The sequence below is a fragment of the Bacillus sp. CCB-MMP212 genome (assembly GCF_022748145.1).
GTDB lineage: Bacteria > Bacillota > Bacilli > Bacillales > Bacillaceae_G > Bacillus_A > Bacillus_A cereus.
The window spans coordinates 461,579-479,556 of the sequence record NZ_JALDQE010000006.1 but is presented as its reverse complement, the minus strand read 5'-3'; the positions used below and the strand labels follow the sequence as shown (position 1 = coordinate 479,556).

Below are 17,978 nucleotides of genomic sequence, written 5' to 3'. Positions count from 1 at the left end.
TCTACGTTGCTTTTTAAATGGAAGCATTCTTCCCTGCTTCAATTTCTAATGACTCTTCATGCCACCAAAGTGTTTCTTCAGGGTCTTCTTTAGCGATTAGGTGTGCTTCTTTTTTCGTTTCTACTGTAGGATATGAACCTTTTAGCGCACGCCCTGAAGTCGTAACAAATAATACACTAAATACAACTAATCCAATAATACTTACACCCGTCAAATAAAATGCTGGCGCAAGCGGGTTACCAGTTGCATGAACTAAGTATGAACATACGAGCGGTGTTGTTCCACCGAATATCGATACAGAAATATTAAATGAAATCGAAAGTGCTCGATAACGTACATCAGTGAAAAAGAGTGATGGTAATAATGAAGGTAATGTTCCTTCATATACACTTAAGAAGAAACCTAGTACGAAAATACCTGCAAATATAGCTGCAATATGTCCGTTACCTATTAGTAAAAATGCTGGAATTGCAAATACAGTTAAACCAAGTAAACCAATTTGCACGACGCGTTTATTACCAATTTTATCACTTAATTTACCGAAATATAGTGCTAGTGGAATCATAAGTGCCATCGTAATAGAAATAATTAATAAGCCCGTTGTTTCTTTGACTTTAAGTACTTGAGTTAGATAAGAAGGAATATACGAAAGAATCATATAATTCGTAATATTAAAGAAGGCGACAATTACTGTGCTTAATAAGAAGTCTTTTTTGTGATATTTAATAATATCCATAAATGAAAATTGTTCATTGTCTTCAGATTCCTCTTGTGCTTTTTCCATCTCTTCAAAGATTGGAGATTCATCTAGATGACGGCGTAAGTATAAACCGACCAAACCAATTGGTGCAGCTACTAAGAACGGAATACGCCATCCCCAGCTGAGCATTTGCTCATCTGTTAACAATAACGTCAAAATGGTAACAATTACCGATGCAGCAATGTAACCTGAGAGTGTTCCAATTTCAAGACCACTACCGAGTATACCACGCTTTTTATCTGGAGAAGATTCTGCGATATAAACCATTGCTCCTGAATATTCGCCGCCTGTAGAGAAGCCTTGAATCATTCGGGCAACTAAAAGTAGTATTGGTGCCCATACACCAATTTGTTCATAGGTTGGTAGTAATGCGATGAATAATGTAGAAAGTGCCATTAAAATAATAGTAGTACTTAACACGATTTTTCGGCCGTACTTATCTCCTATTCTACCAAAGAATACACCTCCGATTGGTCGAACGAGAAAGGCTGCTGCAAATGTACCGAATGTAAGTACAAGTTGCAATCCACTATTATCAACACCTGAGAAGAATAATTGACTTAAGATAACCGCTAAATACGCGTATAATCCGAAGTCAAACCACTCCATTGCGTTCCCTATACCAGTAGCAATTACTGCTTTCCTGGCTTGTTTAGGATTGACAATATTAACGTCTTGAGGTTCAAAATTTAAATCATTATTTTGTTGCATATAATAAAACAGCTCCTTTTTAATTTAACTTCTTTAAGCACACCTTCTCTTATTGAATAAAATTAATTCGAAGCACTTAAGGAAAATTAACGTCTCCTTATCTGTTATTATTGTTTCACATAATTAATTATTTGTCCAATGAGATGCTCTCTAGGTTAAGTAATTTACTATTTTAAAAAGCTGAAGAAGCCGCTAACATAGCGGCTTCTTCAGCTTTTTATATTTTTTATATTTTTTTAAATACTTGCTGTAGCAGCTATGTTATGAACACAGGAAATAAACTCATAAGTGAATGCGTCAATTTCCTCTTTCGTAATAATATACGGCGGAAGTAATCGAATAATATTCCCTTGTGTTAGATCGACTAACATCCCTTTATTCATTAACTCAATCTGTAATTTCTTCACATTTTCATTCGTGTCATTCACACTTATCCCAAACATCATCCCCGCATGACGTACTTCCTGAATATAATAAGCATTTTCTTTCTGAATATCTTGCAGTTTGTCATTCAAATATAGTGACGTTTCATAAGCTTCTTGCATTAACCCATCATCAAGTAATGTATTTAATACAGTTAAACCTAAAGCTGTTCCCATTGATGAATGAGCAAATGTTGTCCCGTGATCTCCTGGTGAAAATACATCACATAACCTTTCACCTACAATAATTCCGCCAAGCGGTATCCCGCCTCCTGCACCTTTACCAATTTGAATAATATCCGGTGTAATATTGAAATTTTGATAAGCAAATAGTTTACCAGTTCTCCCCATACCACTTTGTACTTCATCGACGATCAGTAGTACATTATATTTCTCACATAAATTTTGAACACCATGTAAATATTTACTTGATAAAGGATAAATCCCCCCGCTACCTAAAACAGGCTCTAGCATAATCGCAATTGGATTTTCTTTAATAATGGTTTCTTCTAATTGGTCTATATTCTCGCGCTCTACTTCATATACAGGAATAGATGTTTTAGGGAAATTTTGATATACACTTTCCTGTCTCGTAAAATGAAGTGCTCCTAACGTACGCCCGTGGAAACTATTCTTCAGTACTACAATTCCTTCACGTTCTTCACCCTTATTAGCTCTATATTTATCAATTAATTTCAACGTTGTTTCTGTCGCTTCCGTACCAGAGTTTGTAAAAAAGACTTTTCCGCTTTTTAAAGTACAATCTACTAATTTTTTTGCATACTCAATTGCAACTGGGTTTAAAAAATGAAACGGTAAATGCAACGATTTCGCAACTTGCTCCATTGTCATTTGTACAATTTTAGGATGATTGTATCCTAATACATTTACTCCTACGCCAGAAAATAAATCTAAATACTCTTTACCATCTACATCATACAGTTTACACCCTTCTCCTCTTTCCATTGCAACCTCTGTACGACAATATGTAGACATCATATATTCTTTATCTAATTGAAACCAATCCGACATGTTAAATTCCTCCTAGTTATTTTCCCTTTTTTAACGTTCATTCTCTATATAATCGTTTATAAATTAAGTTTTAAGATTGAAATTTTAATAGTGGTTTTCTTCCACATTTTTAGTAAAACGTGTGCTTTCTCTTCCCGATATTCATTTTTCCATAATTTCTTCTATTTCAACAGGTCCACTACATATGTGATTTTTTCATCTAGCGGTATGTTACTGCTTTGAACTGTGCGTGTCATACATAATTAAGGCTATAGAATCATATTTAGTAACAATGGACAAAAAAGATTTGGAGGCTATATCGATGGATGAAAACTATGATAAACAGGGGCAATCTATACTAGGGAAAGACTTTAATGAAAATGACGAACGTAATGAACAAGCTAAACTTCACTCTCAAACAGTTGGTTCACGTGGACCCGTACTAGAGCAAGATAGTGTACTGCATGAGTCATTACAAGAATTTATTCATGAAAAAATTTTAGAAAGACCTGTTCATGTAAAAGGATTTGGTGCGTTCGGTTATTTTCAAACGATATATTCGATGTCTGAACATACTAAATTAAGTTTTTTACAAAATTCTAATGAGAAAGTTCCTGTTATGGTGCGATTTTCGTTAGCTGTTAGTACGAAAGGAACACCGGATACTGCTAGAAATGTACGCGGTTTTTCTACAAAATTTTATACAAAAGAAGGAATTTTCGACCTTTTATGTAATCACATTCCTGTTTTTTCTGTTCGTGACCCAATGCGTTTCCCTGAAACGATTCAAGCATTATTGCCTTCACCTAAAAATAACTTAATAGACCCTAATAGATTTTGGAATTTTGTCGCTAAAGCACCTGAATCTATTCATTTTGTTGTCCGTTTATACTCTAATAATGGTACGGCCAAAAGTCTTCGCCACATTCCAGGACATAGTGTTAATACATATGTATGGAGAAATGCGGAAGGTAATCGAAAGTATGTAAAGTATCATTGGTACCCATTTGAAGGTGTACAGTACATTACTAATAAAGAAGCAATTAAACTAGCTGCTGAAAATCCTGATTATAGCGGGAAAGATTTATATGATGCTATTGAAAATGGTAAACCAGTGGAGTATGGTTTATACGTCCAGCTCATGGATCCGAAAGATGAAGCTTACCTATCTTATGATCCTTTAGATGACACAAAAGTATGGGATGAACAGACGTATCCTCTCATACCAGTCGGGAAAATGGTATTAAATAAAAATCCTGAAAATTTTATGGAACAAGTAGAGAAAGTCGCATTCTCCCCTTCTAATTTACTGGATGGTGCAGAACTATCAGATGATAAAATGCTGCAAGGGCGCGCTAACATTTACAGTGATTCACAAAGAAGAAGAATTGGTCCCGAATTTCGCAAATTAACGATTAACCAACAGCAAGATTGGACACCCGCTAATCAAATTACAAGCGGTGACGGAAGATACGTTGAAGGTAAACTTGAAAGAACTTCTATAACAAAACAGAATGACTTTACGCAGGCTGGTGAATTTTATACGAAGTTAAAACCGATAGAAAAAGAACATCTCGCTGAGAACTTAGCTAGTGATTTGAAAGTTATATCCGATGATATTAGGGAGATCGTTTTGGGGTATTTCAATCAAGTATCAACTGATTTGAAAACAAGCATTGAGACAAAAATGAAAGAGCATTAAGAAGATTAAAGTATTCTTTACGAATGAGAATTCAAATCTATATTAATTATTTTCTTGTCAAAATCCAATGAGATTATTTAATTTAAAAATATAAAGCCAATATATCCCTGTTCTATAATTAGAACAGGGATATATTGATATAGTTTAATTTTTAACATTACATACTTTATTTTGCTAAAAATGCAATAAGTTTCCTTTCAAAATAAATTATAGTAAACTATTTTACTTGTACCGTATAATTCCCTGTTCCACCACCATACTTATATACACTTAAGTAATATTTCCCTGGCTTTGCATTATAATTTCCAAGCAATTTGTTTCCATCACGTTTTGTTGCATAAGCTACATAATTATTTAGATCTGATTCAGAATATAATACCCAGTTCAGTCCAAGATTTTGTTCGTTCGTAACAGAAATTTGTAAATCTTTTTGATCCTTTACATCAATAACAAATTTATCCCCCTGATCTTGATCGCTCAAGGTTCCTCTTAACAAAATATTCAAAGATAGTGGGTTTGCTGTTTCAAATGAATTATTTGGTTCTTTTTCTACAGCCGTACCTTCTTCCGTATTCACTCCGCTAAACACAACATCATATTCATATTGCCCAGCATTATTTACACGGTAATTTACAAAATAAGCAGTCAATGTTTTATATCCAGTCCACTCTTTTCCTGAAAGACGTTTCAACATATCATTTGTTGCTTCATTCATCACTTTCCAGTCCTCAACTTCTCCTTTAGCCGCACTTCCTGTATATGTCCCCTGTAGTGTAAATGTATTAAAGAATTGTGATTTATTCTTTGTTACTTTCACATCTTTTAATTTCGCTTCATTTGTAATATCTGAAGTAATGTCGGAAAGCGATTTTGGATCATGCTGAGTTAAATACTCATCTGATACTTGTGGAATTGTATACTTATCGCGATTATCAATAAGCATTTGCATATAAGATTGATATTCTTCATTTAACTTATTATCTTTGCTTAATGTAGCACGGTATGCATCGTAACTTGAAACATCATTTGCGCGAATCAAATCATGCACTTTATCGAACATTTCAGGGCGCTTATTATACATATATGATTGCAGCGCAAACGAATAATTATAAAAATCCCACGTTCCATATTTCGCATTTAATGTTTGTGATGCTGTATAACGTTTTGCAGGATCATTAGATAACCCACCAATTATACTTTTTCGCGGTACTACACTATCTAATCGCGTTGCACCTGCAAAGAACTCTGCGTTTCCTTCTTCAAACCATGTTAAACGTTCATTTTGATACATTTCTCCTTGTCCCCATAATCCCTGAACTTCGTACCTTCCCTGTAAGTAGTGCGTAAATTCATGGCGGAATAATTCTTCCAAACTATAAATACTTTGCTCTGGTGTACGTTCATATGTAAAGAAAGTCCCTGTCCCTTCAATATAAATCCCACCATTATTCGTTTCATATCCGTACAGTTGACGATTAAATTGATACTCATCTGGGCTATTATAAATAACCATCGTTAACACATCATCAGCATGTCCACTTTCAAGTGGTTTATCGCTACCAACTGTACGATAAAATTGAGAACGCACTTCTTTTGCCGCCCAGTATAGACGTTTAATTTTCTCTTCGCTAACTTTATCCCCAGCTTTAAAGACAATTGCTCCATCATCAAACGTATACGTTTTCGGTAAATATTTCTTTTTACCCTCTTCTCGAATTTGATCTAAATTTACAGTTTTTCCGTTTGCATCTATTCCTCCATAATTTGTAGTAATTTGTTCTGCCGCAACAAAGTATTGCTCTCCTAAATATGGATAAATTCGCATTGCATCTGTAACAACTTGTTGTCCTTTTGTCGGCGTGCTATGAAGCTTGCCCAATCGTCCAGCATAGTAAATCCCATTATTAATTAACCATCCGTTTTTATTTGTTACTGTACCAAGTAGTGCAAAACGATTTACTTCATTAATAAAGTTATCAATATTTCGAAACCACATCGTATCTTTTGGCTCTTTTCCAGTCGTGTACATATCCGTCTGAATATCAAAGTCAATTCCCTTCATCAACTCATATATAGCGTCTCCTTTTGTTCGATCTTCAATGAAAGTTGCAAGATTATCATTATATTGTTTAAAAATTTCACCTGCATATAAAACCGTTTCAACATCTGCTGATGCATTTCCAATTAATTTTCCATATGATGCAATTACTTTATTTTGTTCTGATGTACCAAGTTTGAAATTTGGATTTTTTGCAATTGTTTTTAAAGCTGGTAAACATTTATCATGGTAGCTACGCTCATTTAGTTTGCTTAATTCATCATGGTAAAAACCTAAATAAAATGCTGCACGTAGAGCTTCTACTAATGTTTCAATCCCTTTTGAATCATCTTTCGTATAAGCTTGTCCTTGTTCTGCTAGTTTATTAATAATTGCTTGCATTCGACTATCATCTTGATAGAATTTAAGACTATCACTATTAAACTGAAATAATTCTGGAATTTGATACCATTTAATTGTCACAAGAAGATCAGTTAATTGTTTATTATTTAATTGATTTAACTCAGCCATTGAATACTTTTTTTCTTCAGCTAACGGTTTAATATTATCGTTTGGTGCTAGTGGACGCTGCGATAAATCCGCTAATTTTAACCGTTTTGTAAAAGATGCATTTTCTTGTACTTTTGAAGGGTGCGCCAATTCATCAACAGATTTCTGTATTCCTACCGGCTCCATTTGTAATACGTTCTTCACATTTTTCTCTTTTGTCTCTGCTTGAATTTGCAAACCATTACATGTTATTGTCACTAGTCCAACACCAAGAATCCACTTAGAAATTTTCGAATATTTAACCATACCATTGCCCCCTAATAATTTAAAAGAAAATTCAGAATTTTTAAACCAAAAACCTACTTATTTGTATGTATTTACAGTTCCGCTATAAATACAACTATGATTAATACTGCAATAGTAGCTTGTTTTATACTATTACGAGTACAGATTCCTTACATACAATCTCCCTTCCTTACATGTAATACAAGCAAAAACTGTGCCAATCATATTTCTTATGCATGGCCAATATTCTTTTATAAATACTGTAGAATAAAATATACATAGGTGGTTCGGCAATGTATAAATCATTTGACACAAAATCTAATGTTTATGAAGAACAAATTCATTGAATGTTATAAGTTCATTAGCCAGTACATAATTTCCAACTAAAAACATCCCCAATTTTTAAATCTCTCAAAAAAAGGTAAACAAACATATTCCATAAAGCTAATATGTTCGTTTACCTTTTTCTATTTCAAATCAACAGCAAAATATCGTTGAATAAAAACAGCATGAATACGTATTTTGTTATTCATTTCTCTTTTTCATATAATCTTTTTCACATTGCAAAGGCTTGAATTTCACTTTTTTCCCTTTCTTCTTTTTCGTTTTTATAACGAGCCATTCCCCTTTTTCAACGTCTAGTTTTAGGCGTTTCATTACATTGATATTATCTTTTTCTTTATAAAGTAAAAATGCTTCTTGCGCCCTCACAAATAAGCTGGGCTGTTCGCTAAATCCACCACTATCATAAATTTTAGTTAGCGAATTATAATAAGAATCATTTTCCTTTCCACCATACATCAAATGGGCAGCCTCCAGATCTCTTTTACTTACTTCCCAAAAACTATGTTCATCAATATTTAAATTAAATGTGGATTTAATGTCCTGTATTATATTCTTCACATACTTTTCATCTCGAACTTTTCTTTCGTCGAGACAATCCGAAGATAACCTTGGTGCATCTGATTGGGAATGTACAACGTGTTGTATCGATACACACAGAATAAATATGCTTAAAATGTAAAATATTTTTTTCATATTTACATATCACCTCAAATGATTTAGATACTATATCATTTGAGGCTTACAATATTCTTATACTAATAATGTAAAAGGCCCTATAATTTAGACTATTATAGGGCCTTTCCTTTTAATATTGCTTTATTAAATTCACCGGCGAAGCCAGTACCTTACTACTTTTCACATCATATAATCCTATAGGTGTTACTCGTATAAAAGGCAAGTGCGTCGCAGAAAAGAATAAAATTGTAAATGCTGGATCATCATACGCGTAGCCACGCTCTTGTAGTAATTTCACCATCTGTTTCTCTTCCTGTATTAATTCACTCATTTTTAAATTAGACATAATCCCGAGCAATGGTAATGCTATTTCGTGTAACATTTCATTGTTTTCTGCTACGACCATTCCACCACCGAGCTCTTTTACTCTACGAAAAGCTGTAAGCATATCTTCTTTACTTTTTCCAATGAGAATCATATCACCTGTGCCGGAATAAGAACTAGCAAGACCACCTAATTCTTTCGCAAAACCTTTTACAACTGTATTTACTCGCCAAGTACCATCACGAGCAATCATCATGAGGAAGCATTCATCATGATCTGTGGATAATTCATCACAGTCTATATTGATTTCACTAGTATATGGTTTTGTAATAACGTTATTTAATAAGTGTATCCCCGTTTTATTAGAGAAAATCATATCCTCTTTTTCTATTGACCAATCTAATGATAATGGAGTTACTTTATATTTACTCCAGTCTATATGTAATGCTTCATGCGTATTTACACCGTCACGCTTCACCCATTTCCCCTTTGCAAGGACACTAATTGGTACTGGGTTTTCTTTACTTTCTAAAATATTGATATTAGCAATTCTACCTGTCGCAATCGAACCATGTACATGTTCCATATTATAATAGCGAGCAATATTATAACTTGCCATATGGTATGCATCTATTACTGGCACTCCTTGTTTTATCGCGGTAGAAATCATTACGTTTGTCATTCCATTTTCATAAAACGAAGGATGTGAGCCGTCTGTAGTAAGTATAAATCTATCAAACTGTTTCACGCCTAATTCCAACAATTCTTTTAATAAAACTTCTAAATCCGGTCTAATGGAAGAATTTCTAAGAGAAACGGTGTAACCTTGCATAAGACGAGTGAAAGCTTCCTGCCCTGTCATCGCTTCATGATCACAATCTGTACCTAACAGTTTTAACTTCGCTAAAGTCGTTTCAGATGCACCCGGAAAATGGCCTTCTACTTTCTTCTGCAATCGCTTCGTTTCCTGCACCCAAGTTAACATTTCATCATCACCATGTAATAATTTTGGCCATGCTGTTAACTCCCCACCTTGAAGAACAGCTTCTTGTTTCAGCCATTCTATTATTTCTTTACTATTAAACAAAGATTCCCCGTTTTGCAATTCAGTCTGTCCATCAAAACGACACCACCAATACATAGTAGCTGGAATCTTTTTAAATTCCTCTAATAAACGAAATGATTCTTCACGTTTTAATGTGAAAAATAGAGTTAAATTATCATTAATAAAAGTCGTTGTCCCAAATTGCATCGCATGATTTGCTAGCGTCTCTGGGTTATACAACTGATATGGATGTGCATGCGGTTCTATGTAACTGGGAACGACATACTTTCCATCACAATCAATGACTTCACATTTATATAGTTGCTCTGGCAACTTTTCTCCTACATATATAATACGGTCATCATAAATCCAAATATTTGCTTGCATCCATTCACGTATATAGGAATTTAAGTATGTTGCATTCTTTAATAATTTGTGTGGACTTCTTGTACCGTCTATTATTTCAACATGTTCTCCTAATTGCTTGTTACTCCATCTAAACTGATTTTGTCCCAATGTATTTCACTCCAAATCAATTTACTTTTTTATTAAAACAAAATAATTAACAAACTAAAGTATTATCCATTCATAACTCCCCTGTATAGCCCCTATACTTCTCATTATATGGAATACTCTCAAAAATAACAATTTTCAAAACAAACAACACCTCTTTGTCCCACAACAAAAAGGATGTCATGCAACTGACATCTTTTTTAAACTAAACTATAAGATTGAATTGCACTTTGAAATACACTTGTATCATATTTATGTTCTACATATACTTAATACCATATTATGAATGTTAATACTGTCCTTATTTGTGAAATTTAAAAAGCATCTCTTTTATTTACAGCTATTGCAGAAACCTATTCGCTTTTTCTTCATCTATTTATTAAATTCAACTTGCATCATTTTATCAAACTGTGTAAGAATATCAACCGGACCTAAAGAATTAACATTGACAGCAAATGTATGCTTGCCTCCAATTACTCCACCAGCAAAAGTCATAAACCCAGGAATTGATCCTCCGTGCCCCCATACTGAGACACCATTTGGAAGTTTAGTCTCATAGATTCCAAGACCATATCCATCCCCAACCCCTTTTCCTTCTACAGGAACTGTAGTAAGCATTTCTTTTAGCTCGCGTTCCTTCAGTAACTTACCACCAAGTAAAGATGAAAAGAATTTATTTAAATCATCCGCATTAGAAATCATATCTCCAGCTGCATTAGCTAAACTCGGATTATAATACGTAATGTCTTTCAACTCGCCTGTTTCTTCCATTTTCACATATCCACGAGCATGATTCTTTCCTGGGATGACGGGTGAATTTCCTGGTAAAAACGTATTTGGCAAGTCCAGAGGTTCAATAATTCGCTTTTCAATTTCTTCCGCATAATTATTACAAGTTATTTTTTCAATAAGCATTCCCAATATTACATATCCTGTGTTTGAATACAACCAGTCTTTGCCCGGCGAGAAATCTGGAGGCAGAGAAAGGCCTATTTTCACTATTTCTTCTGCTGTATACGTTTTTTTCGAATTCATTACGTCAGCATCTTTTGACTTTAAATATTCAGCGATACCACTCGTATGATTCAAAAGTTGTCGTATCGTAATTTGATTTCCATCATACCCATTTCCTTGCACGAGACCCGGCAGCCACTTTTCAATTGGATCGTCAAGTTGTACGCGATTTTCTCCTACTAATTGAAGAACAGTCGTGGCGGTAAAAGTTTTCGTCACACTACCAATCCGAAAGCGAAAATCCGATTTCACCGGTTTCTTTGTAATTAAATCCGCCACGCCAGCAGTATAACTATTAACTTTCCCTTTATTAGACGTCTTAGCTAATACCCCTGGTGCCCCAATTTGTATTGTTTCCTGCATTACTTGTTTCCATCCATTCCGATTCTTTTGATTAGGTTCTTGTGACGAATTAGAAATATTTTGAGTAGACTCTGCTTTCACAGTAAAACCAGGTGTAGATAGAGTAGTACCCGCTAATAAAACTGCTAAACTTGCCAACTTAATTTGATTACGTGTTTTCATAAGGCTTTCTCTCCTCTATTAATATCGTATTGATTCAAGCTATACTTTCATCCTATACGATAAATCTCTCTTTTTTCTTATTCATTCCTTACAAAATACTTACGTTTAAATTTAAATAGGGTAAACTGAGGTAGAGTTATGCATGCAAATAAAAAGAGAACATGTATTCACTTTTTATGTAAACATGTTCTCATAAACATTTAAAATTCTATATCAGCTTTTCATCCTATTCTTTACACAACTAATCTAAATTCCTTTTTACCAGCCTGCACTAGCATTCATACCATTTCCAATAATAGAAAGTAATAACGGCCATAATACTGGTCCTAATGTAAGAAATACATTTAGAAGTATGAGCATTCTATATCCAACGGTGAAATTGTGATTTTTACGATTAACAAATACTAAACTGATTAATGATATTATAGTCGTTAAAAATAATACTAACATTAGCAACCAATACCACACCATTAAACTAAGACTCCATGGTGTTAATAGCTCATGTATGATGCAAAATGAGATTCCTAATACTGCAAAACTAAAGCTAGTCACCGCTGTTTTTATAAGCCATTTATTTAATTTTTTATCGTATGTATTTTTACAGTATAAATCTATTAAAGTATATAAAGATAAATATGACATTAATACGCCTATCCAAGATAATAACCAATCACCGTCCCCTTGAAATAATAAGAACAGCAACCAACACATACCTACTGCTGAAAAAACAAAGGAAATAAGTATGCTTTTTAATACCGATTTCATTATAGTTCACACCCTTAAAAAATTTAAAAATAAATTATAAGTTATTATTTACATGCTGACCGTGTAACTTTTAACTCTAATACATTTCTTTTTCTTTCTATTTTAATAAAACAAGGATAAATACATTAAAAAATTAAATATACATTAACACAAAATTAAGTATAAGTAAAACAAATTAATTTACACTTAATTCACTTCACTTATTTAAAGGTGATTACATACATGAAGAAGAAGAATAATAATGTTGATTAGAAAATCGTAACAGAATTAACTAATATAACCATTTAAACCTTAAATTGAAATAAAAAAGATGACCTCAGCCACACGCTAAAGTCATCTTTTTCTACCTTCTTATTTTACTAACTCTCCATTATAAGCTTTTATATTAAGCGGAGCAGTTAAAAATTGTGCTGCTTTACTAACGAAAGATGTGAAGTGTTCACTCGTATTATGGCTCGCAACTGCTGCTTCATCTTTCCATACTTCTACCATCGTATAAACACTTTCTTTTTCTGTATCTTTATATAAGTCATAAGATACATTTCCACTTTCTTCTCTTGAACCGTGAATGAGTGGCTGAATTTCTTCTAAAAATGCTTGTTGTTTTGCTGGATCTACTTGAAATATTGCGTGAATAATAATCATGGTGTTTCCCCTTTCATATTCCACTTATTTCTTTAAAATTACTTCCACTCTGCAACTTTTTCAATTGGAAGACGTACTGATTGGTAACCACTGTCAGCAGCTTTTCCGATTGAAATTAACATAACTGGTACGTGACGGTCTTTATCTAGTCCGAAAGCGTCTGCGATTTGATCTTTCTCAAAACCACCAATTGGACAAGTGTCATAGCCGTGAGCACGAGCTGCTAACATAAATTGCATTGCTACAAGACCACCGTCAATTAGTACTGTGTCTTTCATTACTTCTGGTGTAACCATTGAGAAATAAGCTGAAAGTTTTTTCATTTGATCTTCTTTTACTTCAGCTGGCATAAGTCCGCGCTCTACTGCTGTACCATAAATTTCTTCTGCGTTATCAAAGTTGTTTAAGTCACCGAATACAGCGATCATTGCTGAAGATGTTTCTACTTGAGATTGATTGAATTTCGCAAGTGGTGCAAGTGTTGCTTTTGCTTCGTCACTTTCAATCACAAGGAATCTCCATGGTTGCATGTTTACTGAAGATGGTGCAAGTGTTGCTTCTGTAAGAATTTCTATCATTTCTTCTTTGCTAATTTTCACTGAAGGGTCGTACTTACGAATTGAACGACGTCCTGTTAAAATTTCGTTAAAATCATTTGTTTTTACTGAGTTAGTCATAGTTGTATTCTCCCTTTTTTATAATTCTTTTATATTTTCTTGAATGTGGTTTAACATATTTAAAAGATTGTCGCGTTCTTCTTCACTTAATCCTTTAAATGCAGATGCTGCAAAACGTTCTTTTTCCTCTTGAAACGCTTGAATTTTATTTCGTCCCTCTTCAGTAAGAGAAACTAACGTAATTCTGTTATCATCTGGATTTTTACGTCTTACAATCATCTCATTGGCCTCAAGCTGCTTTAAATGCCTCGTTATCGCAGCATTATCAATATTCACTTCTTGCTGAAGTGCTTTTTGACTAATTTCACCTACTTCATATAACTGAAGTATAAGCTCTAATCGAGACTGGCTCATACCCGTACACCCTTCAAATTTCGAACTTACTTCTTTATTTAGAAAGTGTAATTTATATAAAATAATCGCTTCTTTTGAGCATGAACTTGTCAAATTACCCCTCCTTTACAATCAAAATAAAAACATTTGATGTATCAATAGTTGATATGTCAATCAATATAATCTATATCGATTTAGAATGCAAGCATTTTGTTTTTATTTTATTTTTTCCAAATTAAGGCGCTTTGTAGCGTTACAAATAATGTTAATTGCACTATAATAATACTAATTTAAAGAACTGGAGAGTGATTGATAATGCGGCAATACACAAATAGAAATGAGGAAATGAAAATGGAAAATGAAATGAGGATATTCACAAATGACAACAATAAATATAGGGATTGTCGCGCACGTAGACGCTGGCAAGACGAGTTTGACTGAGCGTATTCTTTATGAAACGAATGTGATTAAAGAAATTGGCCGAGTAGATAGTGGTAATACACAAACTGACTCAATGGAATTAGAAAGACAACGCGGAATTACGATTAAAGCATCTGTCGTTTCTTTCTTTATTGATGATGTAAAAGTAAATGTCATTGATACACCTGGACACGCTGATTTTATCGCTGAAGTGGAGCGATCATTCCGCGTTCTAGACGGTGCGATTTTAGTTATCTCTGCCGTTGAAGGTGTGCAAGCACAAACAAAAATTTTAATGCGAACATTACAGAAACTAAACATACCGACTATTTTATTCGTTAATAAAATTGATCGTAGTGGCGCAAACACTGAAAAAGTTATGAAACAAATAAAAGAGGTTCTTTCAAATGAAGCATTCCCCTTCTACTCTGTTCTAAACGAAGGAACGAAAGAAGCCCGGATTGACGATTGTATGGAACTGTTAGCACCATTTAATGAATCGTTACTTGAATCATATGTAAATAACGAAATAATACCGGACGCACTATTAAGAGAAAAACTAGAACAGCAAATACAGCAAGCAAGTGTGTATCCAATCTTTTTCGGTTCAGCAATGACAGGTATAGGAGTAACAGAACTACTTGACAAACTTCCGGCCCTAATGCCGGCTCTTACATCGGCACAAGAGGAACCATTATCCGGTGTTGTTTTTAAAATTGAACGTGAACCTTCTGGAGAAAAGATTGCTTATATAAGAGTTTTTTCAGGTAGCTTACATGTTAGAAAATATGTTGATATACAGCGCGATGAGTCTCTACCACATAAAGAAAAGATTAAAAAAATGTGTATGTTTCATAGCGGAAATGCTGTTCAATCTACTATCGTTCCTAGCGGAGAATTTTGCAAAGTGTGGGGACTGAATGATATAAAAATTGGTGATATTATTGGTGAACGTACGGATTATATAAAAGATATTCACTTTGCCGAACCACAAATGGAAGCTTCCATTGATGCAGTATCAAAAGAAAGAATTCATGATTTATACGCTGCACTTATGGAGCTATGTGAAGAAGATCCACTTATTAAAGTGTGGAAAGATGATGTTCATAATGAACTATACATTCGCCTTTTCGGTGAGGTACAAAAAGAAGTAATTGAAACAACACTTTATGAGAAATATAATTTGCAAGTTACTTTTTCAAATACGCGAGTTGTATGTATCGAGAAACCAATTGGCTTAGGCAATTCTGTTGAAGTAATGGGTGAAAAAGAGAATCCATTTTACGCAACAGTCGGATTCAAAGTTGAACGTGGTGAACTTAACTCTGGCGTAACATATCACTTAGGGGTTGAACTCGGATCACTACCTTTAGCATTTCATAAAGCGATTGAAGATACGGTATTTCAAACGTTAAAACAAGGATTATATGGATGGGAAGTTACAGATATTATCGTCACGTTAACACATACTGGTTATGCTAGTCCTGTTACAACAGCAAGTGACTTTAGAAATTTGACACCGATCGTATTAATGGATGCTTTAAAGCAAGCTGAAACATATGTATATGAACCAGTAAATGAGTTTGAATTAACTGTACCGGAGCACGCAATTAGTACTGCAATGTATAAACTCGCTGCCGTTCCAGCAACTTTTGCAGAGCCTATATTCCATTACAATTCTTATCAGTTAACAGGATCATTACCTGTTGCGAAAACAGAGAGTTTCAAACGAATACTACATTCATTTACAGAAGGAGAAGGCATATTTACAACGAAGCCAGCTGGTTTCACAAAGCTTATGGCTCCCTTCCCTACTCGAAAACGTGTTGATTATAATCCGCTGAACCGAAAAGATTATTTGCTTCATGTGTTGAAGGCTTATTAAAAGTAAAAGAGGTGCAATTCGCACCTCTTTTTGCATGTATTGATAAGTTATTTTTTCCTAACAACTTCTTTAAGCTTTTCTATTATATTTGCTATCGCTTCAATTGAATTCTTTGTTTCATATTCCCCAACATTTACAGAATGATTTGCGTTTTTAACAACATCAATCGTTAAAGTTGTTTTATATAACTGATCAATTTGATCTGCATTGTATTGGTGATCATTATCCCCAATAACTAAAAGCCCTTCGTGTCGACTATGTAAGATAGAATCAAAAATTGTATCAAACGTCAGTAAAGGTGTAAGTAGCATCATTTTTGACTGCGCGAATTCTTCTCTCTTCATTAAATCATTTGCAATCGGAATTGTTCCGAGTGATTTCCCTAAAAACATAATATAGTTGTATTGCTCATCTTTTAATACTTCATTTATTACCGGATTAATATCATCCATCATTACTTTCGTTACTTCTTCCATTGGTTTATTCATTAATTGTCCATCATAAGAATAATGAATATGTACAACATCTATTTTATGTTCAAGCATTAACATCGTTGCGTAATAAAATAACGGCTTATCATAATTGTATCCTGAACCTGAGAACATAAAGCAAATCCTACTAGAACCTTTTTCGATATGTGTGTAACGAATTACTTTATCATCTATATGTATTTCTTTTTTAGTCCCCTTCACCCTTTTCCCCTCCGAATACATTTAATTTTGTAAAACGATATGTTCTGTATGAACTGCTATCTCCTTTACTTTCTCTTTTATAAATGCAGGCTGTAAGTTATATGCATCTAACTCTTCTACCGGTACCCACTTAAACAAATACGTTCTACCCTCTTCTTCCAAAATATATTGATCCGCTCCATTTGCAGGTAATTCATGTAGCTCTACTTCATAATAAAAACTAATCTCATGAAACTTTCGCTCAGATAGTGTAAAGAAATTTTCTACTGTCCATATTAATCTCTTCCCTTTCATAGGAACAGCTAGTTCTTCTGCAAGTTCTCGTTTTAACGCAGCTTCACTATTTTCTAGCATTTTCACTCTTCCGCCTGGTACATACCAATAATCTTCCCCTTTGTTTTGAAGAATAAGTATTTTATTATTCTGTTTACAAATTGCTCCAACGCGGTAATTAAAACATGTTTCCTCTACTTTAAACGTAAGATCCATCCGTAACGCCCCCTTATATAAATATCGAATTATTACAAAACAATTATGTAATTACTGTACAAATAAGGTTACTAAATTTATCCACTTCATTCAATCATTTTCGAATTTTCCGAACTCTTATTTTTCATCATTACAAGTGTATATACATATGTTACAATCACATTGCACGCTAGAAAACATTATGGGGGTACG

The 17,978-nt window shown here is 33.8% G+C and carries 14 protein-coding genes; 2 read left to right on the top strand and 12 right to left on the bottom strand.

What is annotated here, in order from left to right; all coding sequences use genetic code 11:
• Positions 1-13 precede the first annotated feature (13 nt).
• On the bottom strand, positions 14-1,471 hold the full coding sequence (locus tag MRP26_RS19830) for an MFS transporter (protein WP_001186932.1): 1,458 nt from the start codon (positions 1,469-1,471) through the stop codon (positions 14-16).
• A 236-nt stretch (positions 1,472-1,707) separates the two neighbouring features.
• Complete coding sequence (locus MRP26_RS19825) at positions 1,708-2,925, bottom strand: aspartate aminotransferase family protein (protein WP_242806677.1); 1,218 nt, start codon at positions 2,923-2,925, stop codon at positions 1,708-1,710.
• A gap of 301 nt (positions 2,926-3,226) precedes the next feature.
• On the opposite strand from MRP26_RS19825, the gene MRP26_RS19820 reads away from it, so the two are divergent.
• Positions 3,227-4,606, top strand: coding sequence for a catalase (locus MRP26_RS19820; RefSeq protein ID WP_063547730.1), 1,380 nt, complete (start codon positions 3,227-3,229; stop codon positions 4,604-4,606).
• Between the two features lie 217 nt (positions 4,607-4,823).
• On the opposite strand, the gene colA is transcribed toward MRP26_RS19820, so the two are convergent.
• The 8 genes from colA to MRP26_RS19780 all read right to left on the bottom strand — a co-directional run bounded on the left by colA (position 4,824) and on the right by MRP26_RS19780 (position 14,414).
• Entirely contained in the window at positions 4,824-7,460 is a 2,637-nt protein-coding gene (gene colA, locus MRP26_RS19815; protein ID WP_088022747.1) for a collagenase ColA, read from the bottom strand.
• Positions 7,461-7,964: 504 nt separating this feature from the next.
• Complete coding sequence (locus MRP26_RS19810) at positions 7,965-8,477, bottom strand: hypothetical protein (RefSeq protein ID WP_242806676.1); 513 nt, start codon at positions 8,475-8,477, stop codon at positions 7,965-7,967.
• Positions 8,478-8,589: 112 nt separating this feature from the next.
• Positions 8,590-10,344, bottom strand: a complete 1,755-nt coding sequence (locus MRP26_RS19805) for an adenine deaminase C-terminal domain-containing protein (protein WP_242806673.1) — start codon at positions 10,342-10,344, stop codon at positions 8,590-8,592.
• 369 nt (positions 10,345-10,713) lie between these two features.
• Positions 10,714-11,880, bottom strand: coding sequence for a serine hydrolase domain-containing protein (locus tag MRP26_RS19800; protein ID WP_242806671.1), 1,167 nt, complete (start codon positions 11,878-11,880; stop codon positions 10,714-10,716).
• A 258-nt stretch (positions 11,881-12,138) separates the two neighbouring features.
• Positions 12,139-12,645 carry a DUF3902 family protein gene (locus MRP26_RS19795; RefSeq protein WP_000843829.1) on the bottom strand — a complete coding sequence of 169 codons (507 nt, stop codon included), beginning with the start codon at positions 12,643-12,645 and terminating at the stop codon, positions 12,139-12,141.
• Positions 12,646-12,996: 351 nt separating this feature from the next.
• Entirely contained in the window at positions 12,997-13,290 is a 294-nt protein-coding gene (locus tag MRP26_RS19790; RefSeq protein ID WP_000583805.1) for a putative quinol monooxygenase, read from the bottom strand.
• 38 nt (positions 13,291-13,328) lie between these two features.
• Complete coding sequence (locus MRP26_RS19785; protein ID WP_242806669.1) at positions 13,329-13,967, bottom strand: nitroreductase family protein; 639 nt, start codon at positions 13,965-13,967, stop codon at positions 13,329-13,331.
• 18 nt (positions 13,968-13,985) lie between these two features.
• On the bottom strand, positions 13,986-14,414 hold the full coding sequence (locus MRP26_RS19780) for a MarR family winged helix-turn-helix transcriptional regulator (RefSeq protein ID WP_000204172.1): 429 nt from the start codon (positions 14,412-14,414) through the stop codon (positions 13,986-13,988).
• Between the two features lie 265 nt (positions 14,415-14,679).
• Between MRP26_RS19780 and MRP26_RS19775 the strand changes: the two genes are divergently transcribed.
• On the top strand, positions 14,680-16,605 hold the full coding sequence (locus tag MRP26_RS19775; RefSeq protein ID WP_242806667.1) for an elongation factor G: 1,926 nt from the start codon (positions 14,680-14,682) through the stop codon (positions 16,603-16,605).
• Positions 16,606-16,652: 47 nt separating this feature from the next.
• Here MRP26_RS19775 and MRP26_RS19770 read toward each other — a convergent pair whose 3' ends face one another.
• Both MRP26_RS19770 and MRP26_RS19765 read right to left on the bottom strand, forming a co-directional pair.
• Positions 16,653-17,318 carry an alpha/beta hydrolase gene (locus MRP26_RS19770; protein ID WP_242806664.1) on the bottom strand — a complete coding sequence of 222 codons (666 nt, stop codon included), beginning with the start codon at positions 17,316-17,318 and terminating at the stop codon, positions 16,653-16,655.
• The gene (locus tag MRP26_RS19765; protein WP_242806662.1) at positions 17,319-17,786 is read right to left on the bottom strand and encodes an NUDIX hydrolase; all 468 of its coding nucleotides are present in this window, start codon (positions 17,784-17,786) and stop codon (positions 17,319-17,321) included.
• Positions 17,787-17,978 lie beyond the last annotated feature (192 nt).